The organism is Mycobacterium rhizamassiliense (assembly GCF_900157375.1).
GTDB classification, from domain to species: domain Bacteria; phylum Actinomycetota; class Actinomycetes; order Mycobacteriales; family Mycobacteriaceae; genus Mycobacterium; species Mycobacterium rhizamassiliense.
Genome location: NZ_LT721901.1, coordinates 528,968 through 546,609, shown reverse-complemented (window position 1 = coordinate 546,609; position 17,642 = coordinate 528,968). Strand labels below are relative to the sequence as shown.

Here is a 17,642-nt window from a genome sequence, read left to right as displayed (position 1 = left end):
ACAAATATTAGGTCGACCCGGCGGGTCACTGCGGCTGATGCGCGTTCCCTAGGAGGTCAGATGTCCTACGAAAGCACCGCCGAGCCGATCAAGGTCGGCTACCTGATGGACTTCACGCTGCCGCCGGGCTTCCCCGAGGACCTGTTCGCGTCGTTCACCCAGACCTTCGACCTCATCTTCGAAGAGGCGGTCGCGCAGGGCGTGATGGATCGTCCCGTGCAGATGATCTACCGCGAGGTGGAGGGCCTACCGAAGGGTTCGGTCAAGGCGGTCATCGACGCCTATGGCGAACTGGTCGACGAGGGCTGCCTGGTGGTCTTCGGTCCGAACATCACCGACAACTGCGTGCCGTTGCGCGAAGCGATCGAGGAACGCTTCAAGGTCCCCGCGATCAGCGTCACCGGCACCGACGACTGGTTGGGCGAGTGGACCTTCGCATTCCCGCAGGGATCGATGACCGACGAGCCGATCTTTTTGGCCGATCTCATCGCCAAACGCGGACTCGCCGAGATCGGTGTCCTGGTCGAGCAGAGCCTCATCGGCGAGAGCTATCTGAAGAACCTGCGAAGTGCGTGCCGGCGCAAAGACATTCGCATCGTGGCGGAAGTCGCCATCGCCCAGACGGCACAGGACATCAACGCCGCGGTCCAGACTCTGCACGAGGCGAAGGCCGAAGCCGTCGTGCACCTGGGCTTCGGATTCGGAATCGTCTTCATCAACCCGGCGCTGGAGGCCCTCGGTTGGGACCCACCCCGCTTCACCACCACCGCGTGGCAGAACGCCTGGGTCAACCCGATCATGTGGAACGCGTTCATGGGTTGGACCGGCGTCGACCAGTACGACGAGGCGAACCAGATCGGCCAGGACTTCCTCGACTCCTACGCGGAGAAGTACAACGGCAGTCGGCCCGAGTTCTGCGTGACCGTGGTCAACCGCGACGTCGCCGCGACGCTGGTGCGTGCCTTTTCCGACGCGCACCCGCTGAGCCCACGCGGGGTCAAGGAGGCGCTGGAGCGGGTGAAGATGTTGCCCGCCGCATCCGGCGCCCCCGGCACCCGGGTGTCGTTCGGGAAATGGACGCGTCGCGCATGGATGGGCGCCGGCTACCTGGTGGCGCGAACTTTGGATGCCGACGGCATCAACTCACACCTAGTTGATCGCTTCGGAGAGTGAGGGTCACGCAATGAGTACCGACCAATCCATACCGCTAAGTCAGGACGACAAGCCGACATCCACGCCACGCAAACGCGGCTGGGGTGGCTGGATCGCCGGGGCAGCCCTGGCGGCCTTCGCGCTGTTCTTCATCGCGAACTGCCGTGTCGCGCTGGACCCTCGGGTGGCCAACCCGAACGTGCAGGGCCGGCCGCGCCCGGTGAAGTTCATCTTCGGCCTGGACTACATCACCTTCCTGCACATCGCCACCTGCATCATGCTGCTGGTGCTGCTGGTGGTGTTCATCAGGGGCTGGCGGCGCAACCCGGGTAGCCCGGTGATGCTGATGTTCCTGTGCACCACCTTGATCGTGTGGCAGGACCCGATCATGAACTGGTCGCCGTTCGCGGTCTACAACCCCGACCTCATCCACTGGCCGGAGTCGTGGCCGCTGGTATCACTGTCGCCGTCCGTGGAGCCGTTCGTCGTATTCGGTTATGTCATGTTCTATTTCGGGCCGTACTTCCCGGCGGTCTGGGTTCTGCGCAAATTGCAGGCCAAATACGGGCCGCAGTCGTTCGTGTCGCGACACCCGTTGTGGAGCCTGGGCCTATTGACGTGTGTGATCGGCTTCGTCTTCGACGCGTGGCTGGAGATCCAGCTCGTGCACACCGGCATGTACATCTACTCCCAGGTGATTCCGTGGGGTTCGGTATTCACCGGCACCACGTTCCAGTTCCCGCTGATCTGGGAGTCGTTCTCGGTCACCTTCGTGATGGTGCCCGCCGCAATCCTGTGCTATCGCGACGACACCGGAAAGTCGGTGGCCGAGAAGCTGACCGCGAAAGCCAAGATCTTCCCGAGCCGTCCGGTGCTGGGCACCTTCCTGGTGATGTTCGCGATCATGAACGTGTCGTACTTCGCCTACGGCGGCTGGTTCTGGGTCATCAAGGTCAGCCATGCGGCGACCTCCGTCGCCTGCCCGTGGCCGTATCCCGAGGCGAAAGTGTATGACCCGCAAGGCTATTACGAGAAGGCCGGCGCGCAGGGCCCGTTCTCGGTTGGCATCTGGTCGACCTGGGCGAGCGGTGAGCCCAACGGACGACCCCATGTCGATCCTCCGCCGCCGGGGCAGGGCGCCTGCGCGACCCAGGGCAAGAATGGCTGAGCCGCGCACCGTCGTCATCACCGGTGCGTCCCGCGGACTGGGGTTCGCGTCGACCGTCCGGTTGTACCGCGAAGGCTGGCGCGTGGTCGCGGCCATGCGCACACCCGATCGCGGGATGCCGCTGCTGCGCGAGGCTACCGGTGCCACGCCCGACGATGACCGGCTGATCGGCGTGCAGCTCGACCTCACCGACCCGGCGTCGGTCGAAGCCGCGGCCAAGGCAATCGAAGAAGCCGTGGGCGCTCCGTACGCGATTGTGCACAACGCGGGCATCTCCGCCGCCGGCGTAGTGGAGGAGGCCGATATGGCGCTGTGGCAGAACATGTTTGCCACCAGCGTGCTGGGGCCGGTCGAACTCACGAAGGCCTTGTTGCCGGCCATGCGCGCGGCGGGCGAGGGCCGCATCGTGCTGGTCGCCAGCACGGCCGGGGTGCGGGGTCAGCCGGCCACCGCGCCGTACTCGGCGGCCAAGGGGGCGATGGAGCGGTGGGGTGAGTCGATGGCGTGCGAGATCGCGCCCTTCGGTCTCGGTGTCACCATCTTGGTGTCCGGCACCTACGACACCGAGATCATCACCGACGCGGGCACGATCGACGACCGCGACTTCGGCGGTCCGTATGCCCGACTGCACAACACGATGAACTCCCGCGGGCGTTTCGCGATGAAGATGGCCCGTCCGCCCGAGCGGTTTACCGACGGGATAGTCAAGGCGCTGGCCGACGAGGCGCCGTTCCGCCGCCGCGGTGTGGGGCCTGATGCCGCAATGGTGCTGGCGCTCAGCAGAATTCTCCCGGCGGCGGGCATGCACCACATGTCCCGGATTGCGCTGGGCATTCCAAAGCAGGGGTCGATGCGCGGCGGGGCATGGCCGTTGACTTTCCCGCAACGGGCAATGGTGTTGGTCGCCAAGGTGCTGCCGCAGCCGGTGATGCAGCGGTTGGCCGCACTGGCGGCAAAGCGCAAAGATGCTGCATCGCAAGATAACTGAGGGGTAAAAATGGAACAGCTTTTTGACGACCTAGAGGATTTCGGTTCTTTCGACGACGCCATCTCCGGTGACGTGCGTGACCCGTACACGGAATTGGCGCGGATACGCAACGAAGAGCCGGTGCAGCGACTGGAGACATCGGGGGCGCTGCCGCACGAGGAAGGTCTGCCGATGTTCATCGTGTATCGGCACGAGGACATCCAGCAGATGCTGCGCGACAACGAGACGTACTCGTCGTCGGCGGTGATCGCGGCGTTCGGCCCCGTGCTGGGCGAGGGCGTGATGCTCGGCATGGACGAGCCTGTCCACGGGCGGCTGCGCTCCCTGGTCTCGAAGGCGTTCTCGCAGAAGTCGTTGGCGCGCTGGCAGGACGAGTTGGTCGGCCGGGTGGCGAACGGCCTGATCGACAAGTTCGCGCCCAACGGCAAGGCGGATCTGGTCAAGGAGTTCACCTTCGACTACCCGAGCCAGATCATCGCGGGCCTGCTGGGCCTGCCGGAAGCGGATTACCCGCAGTTCCAGCGGTGGTCGATCTCGCTGTTGAGTTGGCTGATGAACCCGGAGCGCGGGCTGGCGGCCTCGGCCGCGCTGTGCGAGTACTTCGCCCCGATCCTGGAGGCCCGGCGCGCCGAGCCCAAGGACGATCTGATCAGCGCGCTCGGCGCGGCCGAGATCGACGGCGAGAAGCTCGCGGACGAGGAGATCTTCTCGTTCCTGCGGCTGCTGCTGCCCGCCGGCGTGGAGACGACGTACCGGTCGCTGGGCAGCCTGCTGTTGGCGCTGCTGTCGGATCCCGCGCAGCTGGAAGCGATTCGTGCGGATCGGTCGCTGCTGCCACAGGCCATCGAGGAGGGCGTGCGGTGGGAGGCACCGCTGTTGACGATCACCCGGGTGGCCACTCGCGACACCGAGCTCGGCGGGGTGTCGATCCCGGCCGGCGCGACGGTGATGCCCATGTTGGGTTCGGCGAACCGGCAGGACGATCGCTACCCCGATCCGAACACGTTCAACATCCACCGCGAGGCCCGGGCGAACCTGGCCTGGGGGCACGGCGTGCACGTGTGCCTCGGCATGCACCTGGCGCGGCTCGAAATGCGCACGGCTATCAACCTTTTGCTGGACCGGCTGCCCAACCTGCGGCTGGACCCGGACGGGAACGACCCGCACGTTCGCGGGCAGGTGTTCCGTTCGCCGACCTCGGTTCCGGTGCTGTTCGACCCGCAGTAGGGGATGCTAGGTGGTCGGCACCAGGCTCGAAATATCCTCACCCTGAAGCAGTTTCATGGTCAGGTTGACGTCGAAGTAGTCCGTCCACCGGGTGATCTTGCCGTCGTTGCCGACGACGAAGGTGCCCATCACCGGGACCGCCGGCTGGGATCCGTCGGTTGCCTGGATGTAGTCGAGGCGTTCGGTCAGGACCACCGCGCCGTCGGCGGCGATGTTGACGATCTCGAACGCGTATGCGTCGGGGAACATGGCGAACTGGGCGCCCATGTTCTCCACGATGGCGTCCGGCCCGACCGACGCTGGCATGCCGACATTTTGGTAGACCGCGTCTTGAGCGAGGAAGGGGCGCAGCGCTTGTGGATCCCGCCGCTCCATCAGCGCACAGAACTCGCGGACGACGTCGATGGGTGCTGACATAGCCAAACCTTCCGCCGGGGGGCTTTCGTGTCACATACATCCTGTATGTGACAGCCCGACTGTATGCGACATACAACCTGTATGCAATAGGCTGGGGCGATGTCAGGTGATCGGGGCCGGCCCGACGCGAAGGCCAGGCGTGCCGCACAGGCCGAGGCCACCCGCGCCGCTCTGGTGGACGCGGCGCGACGTTTGTTCGTCGAGAAGGGCTATTACCGCACCGGCACCGAGGAACTCGTCGCCGCGGCCGGTGTTGGCACCCGCGGCGCGCTCTACCATCACTTCGCCGACAAGCAAGCGCTTTTCGAGGCGGTGTTCCTCTGCGTCGAGGAAGACCTGGTACTCGAGGCCGCCAAGAATCTCGCCGACCCGGCGAGTGGGGCGTTGAACCAGTTGCGGCAGGGGTTAATTGGGTTCCTCGACGCCTCGCTGACGCCGCACGTGCAGCGCATACTCCTTATCGACGGCCCGGCCGTGCTCGGCTGGGTCAGATGGCGCGAACTGGAAGGTGTGTACGGGCTGGGGGCCATTCGCGCCATGCTCGAGCGAGCTGTCGAAGAAGGAGATATCGCCTCCGGTCAGCCCGTCGATGCCCTCGCGCACCTGCTGCTTGCCGCCGCCGACGAGGCGGCGCTGTTCATCGCCAATGCACCCGAACAGCGTGCGGCCCGCGACCAAGGGGTGCAGGCGCTGAACGCCCTACTCGATGGCCTGCAAAAGAAATGACCCCTAAATCCGAGCAGCGGCGTCGTGAACTGTGCGACGCGGCAATCGAATTGCTGGCGGCCGACGGCGCGCGTGGCCTGACCCACCTACGCGTCGACCGGCGTGCGGGCTTCGCGGACGGAACTACGTCGTTCTATTACCAGACCAGGGCGGCCCTGCTGCGCGGCGCGATGGACCGCGTCATCGAGCTCGACGTCGCGGACTTCACCGCGGCGCTGGACGCGACCGGCAACGGTGAGGTCGACTCCTTGTTGTCGACCCTGGCCACCCAAGCCATGCGCACCGCCGTCGAACCCGAGCGATCGCGGGCGCAGGCCCGGTTCGAGCTCATGATGATCGCCTCGCGTGATCGGCAGCTGGGCAAGGGATTCGACGGCCTGATGGATCGATTCGTGGCCCTGGGGGAGGCGGCCGTCGCACAGGTCCAACCGGCCGGGACGTCGGACCCGGAACTGATCAAGGAGCAGGCCTTCGCCGTGGTGACGTTTCTCGGTGGGTTCCTTTTCCGGCTGGCCTACGGCCTGACCGACCTGGACAGCGCGAAAAGCCTGGAAAAGTATCTGCATTCGGTGATCGCGGGGGTGGCCGCGGATCACCAGGTGACGGGCAACTCCTCGATCCCGTAGATCTCCTGTTGATTCTGGAACCGCAGTTCGTCGGCCGGCACCGCCAGCGCGAGTCCCGGCAGCCGGCGCGCCAGCGTGGACAGCGCGATCTGCATCTCGACGCGCGCGAGATGCTGCCCGATGCACTGGTGGACGCCGAATCCGAAACCCAGATGGCCCTTGGGGTTTCGCGTGGCGTCGAAGTCCGCCGGATCTTCGACGAAGTTCGGGTCCCAGTTCGCGGCGGGCAGGTTCATCAACAGGAAGTCGCCGGCGCGAATCGACTCGCCCCCGAGTTCGAGATCCTCGGTCGCCACCCGATCCACCTGGCTGTGCACGATCGTGAGGTAGCGCATCAGCTCTTCGATGACGTTGACGGTGACGACCGGGTCGTCGGCGCGGCCCAGCAACTCGAACACGTCCGGACGTTCCAGCAGCGCAATGGTCCCCAGCGCGATCATGCTCGCGGTGGTCTCGTGCCCGGCCTGCAGCAGGATCATGGCGTTCATCGTCGCCGTCTCGCGGCTCAGCTCGCCGGTGGCGACGTAGTCGGTGAGCAGCCGGCTGATCAGGTCGTCGCCCGGTTCCCGCTCTTTGCGTTCGACGAGCTCGAATATGTAGCCGAAGACCGCCCCGATGGCCGCGGCCTTTTCGTCCTCGGTCGACCGGGAATCGAGCCCGATCGTGCTGTGGTGCTGGAAGAACTCATGATCGTCGTAGGGCACGCCCAGCAGCTGCGAGACGACCAGCGACGGCACGGGCAGCGCGAAGTCCCGCACCAGGTCCGCCGGGGGACCGCCCTCGATCATCGTGTCCAGGAATCGGTCGACGAGTTCCTGGACCTGCGGCCGCATCGCCTCGGCCCGCCGCCAGGTGAAGTCGCGAGTCATCATGCGGCGCAGCCGATTATGTTCGGGGTCGTCGATGCGCGCGAAGATCACCGGCATCTCGCCGGTCACGCCCGCCGCGCGCAGCCGCGACTTGATCGTTTCCGCGCTGAGGCGCGGGTCGACCAGCGACGCCCGAATGTCCTCATAGCGGCTGACCACCCAGGTCGGCCTGCCCTGCCACAGCACTCGTCGCAGGCCGTCCGTCGTCCGCCAGTCGGTGAACTCCGGTGGAGGCGCCAGCGGGCAGCCCGCGGCGCGCGGCCGGGGGATGACGGGGAGGTCGGACTCGTCTCCGGCGGTCATGGCGTCACCGAAACCCGGCCTGGGACCTGTGCTGTGCGAACAGCATCGAAGGCGTCGGCGACGTGGTCCAGTCCGAATGTCGGCCCGCTGGTGGCGGCCGCATCGATGTGACCGTTGCCCAAAGCCGTGATCACCTCGTGGAATTCGTCGGTCGAGTAGGCGACGGAGTACCGCACGGTGATCTCCTTGAGCAGCGCGGTGATGGGCTCGATCGTGGTCGGCTCGGCGCAGGCGCCCGACACGACGAGGCGGCCCCGCGGGCGTAGCGCCGGCTGACAGGCCTGCACCAGCTCGGGCCGCCCCACGCATTCGACGACGGCGTCGTAGGCCCGTTCCTCGGCTTCGACCGCCGAGGTCAGCACGTCGGTGGCCCCGGTCGCGGTCGCCGAATCACGCCGCCGCGCATCGGGATCCACCACCGTGACGCGAGCGGCACCCTTGTGCCGCGCCCAGATCAGGGTGGTCAGGCCGACGCCGCCCGCGCCGACGATCAGTACGTCGTCGCCCGAACCGATCTCGGCGCTGTGCACGCCGTGCAGGCCGACGGCGAAAGGCTCCACCAGCGCCGCGTGCGCCGCCGGCACGCCGGCGGGGACCGGGAAGCTCACGTTCGCGGGAACGGCGGCGTACTCGGCGAATCCGCCCGGCGGCCCCATCCCGAGGTAGCCCGCCGTCGCGCAATGCGACACCAGGCCCGCGCTGCAGTAGCGGCATGAGCCACACGAAATCACCGGCAGCACTGCGACATTGACTCCGGTGCGCCAGCCTTCCACCTGCGCCCCGACCGCGACGACCTCGCCGCCGAGTTCGTGGCCCATCACCATCCCGGCCGGCGCGTAGGGCTGTGCCTTGATATCGGACCCGCACACGCCGCAGGCCGCGACGCGGATCACCAGCTGACCGGCTTGCGGGGTGGGATCGGGTAGGTCGACGACCTCGAAGCTGTGATCCTCGGTTGTCACGGCCGACTTCATGGCTTGTCTTCCTCCAGCTCGATGTCGAACACCGAAAGGTATTCGTCGAAAATCGGCTCCAGGTCGCCGCGTGTGACGCCGGAACCGTCCAGCGAGTACGGCGCGACTCCGTGCAGGTCCTGCGGATGGGCATCGAGCCAGCCGAGCATCGCCCGCTCGGTCGACGGGGTCAGGTCGTCGCCGGCCCACTCGTACAGCGACCGCATGACCGCGATCGGATCGCGCATCAACTCGGCGTAGTGCAGGTCGAAGAATCGGTCGTCGCCGATGCGGCGCCTGGCGGCCAGTGGGCGATCGACGTGTGCTCGCAACTGGCACAACACATTTCCCACGGTCATGGCGACGTCGATGTCGGCGCCCGTGGCCGCGCGGGACAGATAATTCAGCCGCAGGAAGGACGCGGCCGACTTGAAGGGGTCGCGGTGTGCCCACACGATCCGCACGTCGGGGTAGGTCGCCAGCAGCGTCTCGATGTGCACCGCGTGCGAGGGCATCTTCAGCGACCAGGTGCCCGGGGTGCGAGACTGCAAGACCTGCAACACCATTCGCTCGTAGGCGTAAGCGCTCGACATGTCGGTGTGCAGCAACCATTCGGCGTACGCGGGGGTCGGCATGAAGGCTTCCCACAGGTAAGCCTTGAAGTCCTGGTTCTGCACGAAGAGGCATTCGGTGGGGCCGTCGGCCTCGTCCCAGTGCACCAGCGGAATGTTGGCCGCCTTCAACCCCTCCGCCAGCGCGTCGAGTTCAGCCTTCTTCTTCAGGCAGCGCGCATCGGTGCGCAGCGTGTCCGGGGTGGACGGGGGTATCGAGTCCTGCGCCTCCCAGGTCAGCAGCGAGCGCCGCAGCGGGTCTTGGTCCAGCAGATAGCTAGCCAGCGAGGTCCCGGTACGCGGCAGTCCCAGCACGACCAGGGGACGCTCGACCGGCGTGTCGAGAACGCTGGGGTGGCCCTTGACGTAGTCGACGACGCGCAGCCGGTTCCACAGCGCGTCGACGAATTGGCCGTAGACGAACTCGCGTCCCCCGGAATTGATGCCCGGCGCGGACTCACAGGAGTCGACCAAAAGCTGCAGACCTTCGCGCCAGGAGCCGCCGCCGAAATCGTCATGGCCTGCCCGTTCGCAGGCGCGGGCGACCAGATCGTCCACCGTCACGAACAGAGATCCTATACGGCCGTAGAGAACAAATGTTAGGTTTGTCGGCGAATCAATTTTCGGAGGTTTCCTGGATGACGCCGTCACTCGATGAGTTGGTCAAACAAGGCGAGGGGGACCAAGATGCTGTGGACCTGGGTGACGGCATATTCATGTCGCGGAACATCGCCAACAGCTATCTGGTCACGAGCGGCGACGGCGATCTGCTGATCAACACCGGAACCGAGTTCGAGGCCGCGGAGATCAAGGCGCGTTTCTCGAGGGTCAGCAGCGGGCCGCTGCGAATGATCACCTTCACCCAGGGTCACCCCGATCACGTCAGCGGCTGGAGCCTGTTCAATCGACCCGGCGTCCAGACGATCGCGCAGGCCAACCATCCGGATGTTCGCGAGTACTGGCGCCACCTGCATCCGTTCTACGTGCGCCGGATCATGAAGCTGTGGGGCGCGTTCATGGATGTCGAGGCCGCGGCGGCCGCGCTGCCGCCCGAACCGGTGCTCACCGCGTCGTTCATCGACAGCCACGCGTTCGAACTCGGCGGCCGGGCCGTGGAGCTGTACGCCACCCCGGGCGGGGAGACCACCGACGCGCTCGTGGTGTGGCTGCCCGAGCACCGCACGGTTTTCATCGGCAACCTGATGGGCCCGTTCTTCGGCCACGTGCCCAATCTGTACACGTTGCGCGGCGACAAGATTCGCAGCGCGATGACGTTCATGCACTCCGTGGACAGGGTCATCGCCCTTAGCCCCGAGACGCTCATCAACGGCCACGACGTGTTTCGCGGCGCCGACCAGATCCTGACCACGATGACCAAGGTGCGCGACGCGGCGGCCTACCTTCGCGACCGCACCATCGACGGCATGAATTCCGGTGCCGACCTGTGGGCGCTGATGCGCGATGTCACCCTCCCACCGGAGCTCGCGCTTCCCCAGGTGCACGGCAAGGTCGCCTGGATCGTGCGGGCGATCTGGGAGGAGCATGTCGGCTGGTTTCGCTACGAATCCACCACCGAGCTCTACGACACGCCGCCCTCGGCGGTGTGGTCCGACGTCGTGGATCTGGTGGGCGGCACCGCGCCGCTGGTCGAACGCGCCGCCGGCCACGTCGAGGCGGGCCGGCCCCTGCAGGCGCTGCACCTGATCGACATGGTATTGGCCCACGCGCCAGCCGATGCCGATGCGTTGGCCGTGAAACGTCAAGCGCTGGAACGACTTTTGGCCGACAGCGGCCGCGAGAACCACAGCGAAGTCCAATGGCTGGAACAGGAGCTCAACGGATGAAGGCCGAGAACCTCTATCACACCGGGATCGTCGTCGACGACCTCGAGGCGACGATGCAGTGGCTGGCGGAGGTGGCCGGCTACACCTGGACCGACGTCGTCAGCGTCGACCAGCAGGCGGTCACGCCCGACGGTGAGGTGACCATCCCGATGAAGATGGTCTACTCGGGCGCCGAGCCCCGGCTCGAGCTGCTGCAGACCGTCCCCGGCACAGTGTGGATGCCGGCCGACTCGGGCGTGCACCACCTCGGCTATTGGTCAGACGACGTCGAATCCGATTTGGCCACACTGGAATCCAACGGCATGGCCGTCGAGGTGAAGCCGTACAACCCCGACGGCTCGGGAACGCTGCTGTGGGCCTACGCGAAGGGGCGAACCGGCCCGCGCATCGAACTCGTCAGCCGCGGCATGCAGCCGTTCATCGCCTACTGGTGGGAGTCAGCTGCCGCCAACGGGGACTGAGCGTCAGGCGCTGCGACGGATTCCGCGGTTGCGGCCGATGTCGCCCTTCAGCAGCAGGTCGCGCTCGGATTCCGACAGCCCGCCCCAAACGCCGTACGGCTCACCAACTTCGAGAGCGTGCGAGCGGCACGCCTCGATCACCGGGCAGCGCCGGCACATGTCCTTGGCGCGCTGCTCACGCTGCATGCGGGCGCGGCCGCGCTCGCCGTCGGGATGGAAGAACATCGACGAGTCAACGCCACGGCACACGCCCTGCAGTTGCCAGTTCCAGATGTCGGCGTTTGGTCCAGGTAGCTGTTCTGGCTGTGGCATGGCTAGTTCCCTCTCTGCACGGCGCGCCCCAGGGGGATTAGGTTCGCGATGTGAGTGTGCATCTGATTTGGGGCGACGTCACCGATGACTACCCGTCATTGCTAGAACTTATGTTGGGTGGTGAATTTCAGTCAATAGGCGTTTAGCCGGACAAAGTATGTGATGGTTTGATGAGAATTAACTCTCCGTTCATCTGCCGCGCATTTAACGAACGAGAAGGGTGCTACCAGGCCAGTTGACCAGACCACGATTTCCCAGCTCAGGGCCCAATGGGCACTGGAAACCATTTATTACAGGGCCGGTGGTGATTAACACTTTGGTAACACGGACACTACTAACTGTTTACTACTATCATTGTGATTGAAACTCGTCACATTTTGCCGGTTGAGCCGACGCTGGTCGACGCCGCGTTCGGGAACCGGCCCGACACCTGGCCGTTGCCCGCAGCGACGACGCCAAACCAGTTGTGGCTGCGGGCCGTTGCCGCGGGCGGGCAGGGCCGCTACGGCAGCGCCTACCGCGACCTGGCCGAAGTGCGCCGCGGCGGTGGCATCGGCCGGTTGGTCTCGCTGGCTTACAGCACCCATGGATCGTTTCTGCGCCAGCTGGGTTGGCATGCGCTGGCGCGCGGCTGGGACGGTCGCGCCCTGGCGCTGGCCGGCACCGACGCCGAAGCCTGCGCTGATGCACTGGTCGGGCTCGCCGCCGACGCGCTGGGCATCGGCCGCTTTGCTGCGGCGCACACGTTGTTGGCGCGGGCGGACTCGGTACTGCAGTCCGCTCCGGAGCGGCTCGCGGTGCGCCGTCAGTGGGTGGGCGCCGAGCTGGCGATGTTCACCGGCGACGGCCCGGCGGCGGTCGGCCATGCCTTGGAAGCGTTGGCACTGGCCGAGGCGATGGACGTCGCGTCAGTGCGCCACGGCGTCAAGAGCCACGTGGTGCTCGCGGCCGCGCTGTGTAGCGCCGGCGAGATCGACCGCGCCCGCACTGTCGGCGACGCGGCGCTGGCCGCCACCGGCCGTCTGGGGCTGATTCCGTTGCGTTGGGCCTCGGCCTGCTTGCTGTTCGATATCGGCAGCGTCACGATTCCGGGGCCGAAATTGGCTGAAATTAGGGATATCTGCGCAGGTCAGGTACGGCGCGCCGGTGGTAGATGGCGTTCCGACCATAACGGCCTCTGACGGTTATGGTCATTGCGGGGGTTCGCCCGTGATGTGCTCGCTTCGTAACGTTGGAGATACCGCCGTCGATGACAATTCAAGCGGAACGTCCTCTCGACGCTGTGGTAGCCGATGCCGTAGCGGGGGACAGGAACGCGCTTCGGGAGGTGCTGGAGACCATCCGTCCGATTGTTGTGCGATATTGCCGAGCGCGAGTCGGCACAACCGATCGGGGTGGCCTCTCGGCCGACGACGTGGCTCAGGAGGTGTGCTTGGCGACTCTGACGGCGCTGCCGCGCTACAAGGACAGAGGGCGTCCCTTTCTGGCTTTCTTGTACGGCATCGCGGCACACAAAGTGGCCGACGCCCACCGCGCGGCCGGACGCGACCTCGCGTTCCCTGCCGAGACGGTGCCCGAGCGCTGGTCGACCGAAGCCGGCCCGGAACAGCGGGCCATGCAATCCGATTCGGCAGGCCGCATGGGCGAGCTGCTCGAGATCCTGCCCGCCAAGCAGCGCGAGATTCTGATCCTGCGCGTGGTGGTAGGCCTGTCGGCCGAGGAGACTGCCGCTGCCGTCGGCGCGACGGCGGGAGCGGTGCGCGTTGCCCAACACCGGGCGCTGGCCCGGCTCAAGTCCGAGATCGTCGCGGCAGGTGACTATGCCTGAGTTCGCTCTTCCCGACCGGCCGGGGATCGACGAGTTGGTCCACACCGACCAGCTGCTCGACGCGCTGGCCAATCGCGAGAAATTCGACGCCGACGATCCCAACGAGGGCGCGCTGGCCATGCTGCTCGGCGACTGGCGCGACGACCTGAGGTGGCCGCCGGCCAGCGCCCTGGTCTCACCGGAAGAGGCCATCGCCGCATGGCACGCCGGGCTCGAGGATCGGCGGCACGGCCGTCGCGGTGTGGCGACGATCGGATCGGTCGCGGCAACGCTGTTGGTGCTCAGCGGTTTTGGCGCGGTGGTCGCCGAGGCCAGGCCCGGGGACACGCTCTACGGCCTGCATGCGATGTTCTTCGACGAGCCACACATGAACCAGAACCAGATCGAGCTGTCCGCCAAGGCCGAGCTGGCCAAGGTTCAGGAAATGATCGACAAGGGCGAATGGGTCCAGGCGCAGAGCCAGTTGGACGAGATCAGCAGCACGCTGCAATCCATGGACGCAGGCACCGGCCGAAACGATCTGATGGACGAGGTGAACCTGCTGCACACCAAGGTCGTGGCGCGCGACCCGAACGCGACCCTGCCGGCCGCGTCGCCGCCGATCTTCGTGCCGCCGCCCGTCGCCTCGCCCGTGATGGTGATGCTTGCTCGGTGGCGGCCCCGCCGCCGCCGAGCCCGCCACCGAGCAAGCATCACCATCACGGGCAGCCGCCGACTACGGTCGCGCCGCCTCAGTGATTCAGTGAGTTAAGTGGTTCAGTGACGCCAGTGAAAGCCGTCGGCGTCTGACGTCGCCTCGTTGAGCGAAGCGTCGGCGTAGCCGCGGCAGTAATCCCACGTGACGTAGGCCTCCGGCTCGGGGTCGTACGCCGGCTCGTGCGGGCGAACGGTGCCGTCGATCAGCAGCTGCAGCAGGTTTGCCCGCAGCATGTCCCAGTCGTGGTAGTGGTCCTGCTGGCATTCGTCACAGCACACCACGAGTCCGCGAATTCCTCTGTGCGCCAACAAGGCCTCGTAGACCGCCAGATCGGCCAGGTCAGCCTCGACCGCCATCCGCTCCTGTTGATCCAGGGGTTGCCCGGGTTCGACAGCTTCCAGCGCCGCCGACGGATCGCAAGGATCGTCGGCGAACGGGTCGGGTGGCAAACCGGGCGGGAGGTGATCACGCACGCCCACAGCCTACGCAAGCCGGGCGTGATAACGCCAGCAGGGAAGTGCCGCGTCGCGCGGGAACGCGGCGCGCCAGGAACAAGGGGCGATGCACGATCGGCGAGCCGATAGGATGGGCTTCTCACTCCAAGCATTCGTATGGAGGGCCTCACCATATGTCGCGTGGCACGTCCCACCTAGAAGACAGCTCCGACCTGGTCGGCAGCCCCTACGTGCGCAACGCGCCCGTGCCGGGGTTGACCGACGACTCGGTCCCCACCGGGGGCGACGACCCACACAAGGTGGCGATGCTGGGCCTGACGTTCGACGACGTCCTGCTGCTGCCCGCCGCCTCGGACGTGGTGCCCGCCACCGCGGACACCTCCAGCCAGCTCACCAGGAAGATTCGGCTCAAGGTTCCGCTGGTCAGCTCGGCGATGGACACGGTCACCGAGTCGCGGATGGCGATCGCCATGGCCCGCGCCGGCGGCATGGGTGTCCTCCACCGCAACCTGCCGGTGGCCGAACAGGCCGGTCAGGTCGAGATGGTCAAGCGCTCCGAGGCGGGGATGGTCACCGACCCGGTGACCTGCCGCCCCGACAACACGTTGGCCCAGGTCGAGGCGCTGTGCGCCCGGTTCCGGATTTCCGGGCTGCCGGTGGTCGACGAGTCCGGTTCGCTGGTCGGCATCATCACCAACCGCGACCTGCGCTTCGAGGTCGACCAGACCAGGCAGGTCGCCGAGGTGATGACCAAGGCCCCGCTGATCACCGCCCGGGAGGGCGTGTCCGCGGACGCCGCGCTGGGCCTGCTGCGCCGCAACAAGATCGAGAAGCTGCCAATCGTCGACGGGCACGGCCGGCTGACCGGGCTGATCACCGTCAAGGACTTCGTCAAGACCGAGCAACACCCCCTGGCCACCAAGGACAGCGACGGCCGCCTGCTGGTCGGCGCGGCGGTCGGCGTCGGTGGCGACGCCTGGGTGCGGGCGATGATGCTGGTCGACGCCGGGGCCGACGTGCTGATCGTGGACACCGCGCACGCGCACAACCGGCTGGTGCTCGACATGGTCGGCAAGCTCAAGGCCGAAGTCGGCGAGAAGGTTGAGGTGATCGGCGGCAACGTCGCCACCCGATCGGCAGCCGCGGCCCTGGTCGACGCCGGAGCCGACGCCGTCAAGGTCGGGGTGGGCCCGGGTTCGATCTGCACCACCCGGGTGGTGGCCGGCGTCGGCGCCCCTCAGATCACGGCGATTCTGGAAGCCGTCGCGGTGTGCCGCCCGGCCGGTGTGCCGGTGATCGCCGACGGCGGGCTGCAGTATTCCGGCGACATCGCCAAGGCGCTGGCGGCCGGGGCGTCGACGGCCATGCTGGGTTCGCTGCTGGCCGGCACCGCCGAGGCGCCGGGCGAGACGATCTTCGTCAACGGCAAGCAATTCAAGAGCTACCGAGGCATGGGGTCGCTGGGCGCCATGGCCGGCCGCAGCGGGGCTGGGAGTGCTGGCAGGTCCTACTCCAAGGACCGCTACTTCGCCGACGACGCGTTGAGCGAGGACAAGCTGGTGCCCGAGGGCATCGAGGGCCGGGTGCCGTACCGCGGCCCGCTGTCGTCGGTGATCCACCAGCTGGTCGGGGGCCTGCGTGCCGCGATGGGCTACACCGGCTCGCCCAGCATCGAGGTACTGCAGCAGGCGCAGTTCGTCCGCATCACCGCGGCCGGGCTGAAAGAAAGCCATCCGCACGACGTCGCGATGACGGTCGAAGCGCCCAACTACTACGCCCGGTGAACAGCGAACTGGCAATGGTCGAGATCGGCATGGGCAGAGCTGCCCGTCGTACGTATGAGCTCAGTGAAATCAGCATCGTGCCGTCGCGGCGCACCCGCTCGTCGCAGGACGTGTCGACGGCCTGGCAGCTGGACGCCTACCGGTTCGAGATCCCGGTGGTGGCCCACCCGACCGACGCCCTGGTATCGCCGGAGTTCGCGATCGAGCTGGGCCGGCTCGGCGGACTGGGTGTGCTCAACGGCGAGGGCCTGATCGGTCGCCACGCCGATGTCCAGTCCAAGATCGTTCAGCTGCTGGAGGCCGCCGAAAAGGAACCCGAACCGTCGGCGTCGATCCGGCTGCTGCAGGAGCTGCACGCCGCGCCGCTGAACCCCGACCTGCTGGGCGCCGCCGTCGCGCGCATTCGCGAGGCCGGCGTGACCACCGCGGTGCGGGTCAGCCCGCAAAACGCCCAGGCGCTCACCCCGGTGCTGCTGCAGGCCGGCATCGACCTGCTGGTCATCCAGGGCACGATCGTCTCGGCCGAGCGGGTGGCCAGCGACGGCGAACCGCTGAACCTGAAGAGCTTCATCTCCGAGCTCGACGTGCCGGTGGTGGTGGGCGGCGTGCTCGATCACCGCACCGCGCTGCATCTGATGCGCACCGGCGCCGCCGGTGTCATCGTCGGCTACGGCTCCACCCGCGGTGTGACCACCAGCGACGAGGTGCTGGGCATCAGCGTGCCGATGGCCACCGCGATCGCCGACGCCGCCGCCGCGCGCCGCGAATACCTCGACGAGACCGGCGGCCGGTACGTGCACGTGCTGGCCGACGGCGACATCCACACCTCCGGCGAGCTGGCCAAGGCCATCGCCTGCGGCGCGGACGCCGTGGTGCTGGGCACGCCGCTGGCCGGATCCGCCGAGGCGCTGGGCGATGGCTGGTTCTGGCCGACCGCGGCGGCGCACCCGTCGCTGCCGCGCGGTGCCCTGCTGCAAATCGCCGTCGGCGAGCGCCCGCCCCTCGAGCAGGTCCTCAACGGCCCGTCCGACGACCCGTTCGGCAGCATCAACCTCGTCGGGGGTCTGCGGCGATCGATGGCCAAGGCCGGCTACTGCGATCTCAAGGAATTTCAGAAGGTCGGCCTGACCGTCGGGGGCTGAGTTTCTGGACGCTCGACCGTGAAACTAACTTCACGGTCGGCGTCGAACGTGAAACTGACTTCACGCTCGAGCCGGGGAG

19 protein-coding genes are annotated in these 17,642 nt (G+C 67.0%); 13 read left to right on the top strand and 6 right to left on the bottom strand.

Annotated elements, in window-relative coordinates:
- Positions 1 to 60: 60 nt before the first annotated feature.
- The 4 genes from MRAB57_RS02670 to MRAB57_RS02655 are packed head-to-tail and all read left to right on the top strand — an operon-like array spanning position 61 to position 4,535.
- Positions 61 to 1,173, top strand: a complete 1,113-nt coding sequence (locus tag MRAB57_RS02670) for an ABC transporter substrate-binding protein (RefSeq protein WP_077086179.1) — start codon at positions 61 to 63, stop codon at positions 1,171 to 1,173.
- 10 nt (positions 1,174 to 1,183) lie between these two features.
- Entirely contained in the window at positions 1,184 to 2,320 is a 1,137-nt protein-coding gene (locus MRAB57_RS02665) for a spirocyclase AveC family protein (RefSeq protein WP_077086178.1), read from the top strand.
- On the top strand, positions 2,313 to 3,308 hold the full coding sequence (locus MRAB57_RS02660; protein ID WP_077086177.1) for an SDR family oxidoreductase: 996 nt from the start codon (positions 2,313 to 2,315) through the stop codon (positions 3,306 to 3,308). Before MRAB57_RS02665 ends, MRAB57_RS02660 begins: the two co-directional genes overlap by 8 nt.
- 9 nt (positions 3,309 to 3,317) lie before the next feature.
- The gene (locus MRAB57_RS02655; protein WP_077086176.1) at positions 3,318 to 4,535 is read left to right on the top strand and encodes a cytochrome P450; all 1,218 of its coding nucleotides are present in this window, start codon (positions 3,318 to 3,320) and stop codon (positions 4,533 to 4,535) included.
- A gap of 6 nt (positions 4,536 to 4,541) precedes the next feature.
- Here MRAB57_RS02655 and MRAB57_RS02650 read toward each other — a convergent pair whose 3' ends face one another.
- The gene (locus tag MRAB57_RS02650) at positions 4,542 to 4,952 is read right to left on the bottom strand and encodes a limonene-1,2-epoxide hydrolase family protein (RefSeq protein WP_077086175.1); all 411 of its coding nucleotides are present in this window, start codon (positions 4,950 to 4,952) and stop codon (positions 4,542 to 4,544) included.
- Positions 4,953 to 5,051: 99 nt separating this feature from the next.
- Here MRAB57_RS02650 and MRAB57_RS02645 point away from each other — a divergent pair, with 99 nt between their 5' ends.
- The gene (locus MRAB57_RS02645; RefSeq protein WP_077086174.1) at positions 5,052 to 5,678 is read left to right on the top strand and encodes a TetR/AcrR family transcriptional regulator; all 627 of its coding nucleotides are present in this window, start codon (positions 5,052 to 5,054) and stop codon (positions 5,676 to 5,678) included.
- On the top strand, positions 5,675 to 6,304 hold the full coding sequence (locus MRAB57_RS02640) for a TetR/AcrR family transcriptional regulator (RefSeq protein ID WP_077086173.1): 630 nt from the start codon (positions 5,675 to 5,677) through the stop codon (positions 6,302 to 6,304). The genes MRAB57_RS02645 and MRAB57_RS02640 overlap by 4 nt, the downstream gene beginning before the upstream one ends.
- Here the strand turns inward: MRAB57_RS02640 and MRAB57_RS02635 are convergent.
- From MRAB57_RS02635 to MRAB57_RS02625, 3 genes are read right to left on the bottom strand one after another with little or no spacing between them, the layout of a single operon-like run.
- A complete protein-coding gene (locus MRAB57_RS02635) occupies positions 6,271 to 7,476 on the bottom strand; it encodes a cytochrome P450 (protein ID WP_077086172.1) in 1,206 nt (401 codons plus the stop codon). The genes MRAB57_RS02640 and MRAB57_RS02635 overlap by 34 nt on opposite strands.
- On the bottom strand, positions 7,473 to 8,450 hold the full coding sequence (locus tag MRAB57_RS02630; protein WP_077086171.1) for a zinc-dependent alcohol dehydrogenase: 978 nt from the start codon (positions 8,448 to 8,450) through the stop codon (positions 7,473 to 7,475). The genes MRAB57_RS02635 and MRAB57_RS02630 overlap by 4 nt, the downstream gene beginning before the upstream one ends.
- Complete coding sequence (locus MRAB57_RS02625) at positions 8,447 to 9,604, bottom strand: sulfotransferase family protein (protein WP_245835810.1); 1,158 nt, start codon at positions 9,602 to 9,604, stop codon at positions 8,447 to 8,449. Before MRAB57_RS02625 ends, MRAB57_RS02630 begins: the two co-directional genes overlap by 4 nt.
- A 74-nt stretch (positions 9,605 to 9,678) precedes the next feature.
- On the opposite strand from MRAB57_RS02625, the gene MRAB57_RS02620 reads away from it, so the two are divergent.
- Complete coding sequence (locus MRAB57_RS02620; protein WP_077086170.1) at positions 9,679 to 10,884, top strand: alkyl sulfatase dimerization domain-containing protein; 1,206 nt, start codon at positions 9,679 to 9,681, stop codon at positions 10,882 to 10,884.
- Positions 10,881 to 11,345, top strand: a complete 465-nt coding sequence (locus MRAB57_RS02615) for a VOC family protein (RefSeq protein WP_077086169.1) — start codon at positions 10,881 to 10,883, stop codon at positions 11,343 to 11,345. Before MRAB57_RS02620 ends, MRAB57_RS02615 begins: the two co-directional genes overlap by 4 nt.
- Before the next feature lie 3 nt (positions 11,346 to 11,348).
- On the opposite strand, the gene MRAB57_RS02610 is transcribed toward MRAB57_RS02615, so the two are convergent.
- Positions 11,349 to 11,657, bottom strand: a complete 309-nt coding sequence (locus tag MRAB57_RS02610; RefSeq protein WP_077086168.1) for a WhiB family transcriptional regulator — start codon at positions 11,655 to 11,657, stop codon at positions 11,349 to 11,351.
- Positions 11,658 to 12,013: 356 nt separating this feature from the next.
- On the opposite strand from MRAB57_RS02610, the gene MRAB57_RS02605 reads away from it, so the two are divergent.
- The 3 genes from MRAB57_RS02605 (at position 12,014) to MRAB57_RS02595 (ending at position 14,236) form a co-directional block, all read left to right on the top strand.
- On the top strand, positions 12,014 to 12,838 hold the full coding sequence (locus MRAB57_RS02605) for a hypothetical protein (RefSeq protein ID WP_108637867.1): 825 nt from the start codon (positions 12,014 to 12,016) through the stop codon (positions 12,836 to 12,838).
- A 68-nt stretch (positions 12,839 to 12,906) separates the two neighbouring features.
- Positions 12,907 to 13,485, top strand: coding sequence for a sigma-70 family RNA polymerase sigma factor (locus MRAB57_RS02600; RefSeq protein ID WP_077086166.1), 579 nt, complete (start codon positions 12,907 to 12,909; stop codon positions 13,483 to 13,485).
- Positions 13,478 to 14,236: an anti-sigma-D factor RsdA gene (locus MRAB57_RS02595; protein WP_077086165.1), complete on the top strand. Its 759-nt coding sequence runs from the start codon at positions 13,478 to 13,480 to the stop codon at positions 14,234 to 14,236. The genes MRAB57_RS02600 and MRAB57_RS02595 overlap by 8 nt, the downstream gene beginning before the upstream one ends.
- 5 nt (positions 14,237 to 14,241) lie before the next feature.
- Here the strand turns inward: MRAB57_RS02595 and MRAB57_RS02590 are convergent, their stop codons facing one another.
- Positions 14,242 to 14,655, bottom strand: coding sequence for a DUF5319 domain-containing protein (locus tag MRAB57_RS02590; RefSeq protein ID WP_077090349.1), 414 nt, complete (start codon positions 14,653 to 14,655; stop codon positions 14,242 to 14,244).
- A gap of 155 nt (positions 14,656 to 14,810) precedes the next feature.
- Between MRAB57_RS02590 and guaB the strand changes: the two genes are divergently transcribed.
- Positions 14,811 to 16,421 carry an IMP dehydrogenase gene (gene guaB, locus MRAB57_RS02585; RefSeq protein ID WP_077086164.1) on the top strand — a complete coding sequence of 537 codons (1,611 nt, stop codon included), beginning with the start codon at positions 14,811 to 14,813 and terminating at the stop codon, positions 16,419 to 16,421.
- A gap of 14 nt (positions 16,422 to 16,435) precedes the next feature.
- The gene (locus MRAB57_RS02580) at positions 16,436 to 17,563 is read left to right on the top strand and encodes a GuaB3 family IMP dehydrogenase-related protein (protein ID WP_077090348.1); all 1,128 of its coding nucleotides are present in this window, start codon (positions 16,436 to 16,438) and stop codon (positions 17,561 to 17,563) included.
- Positions 17,564 to 17,642: the final 79 nt, after the last annotated feature.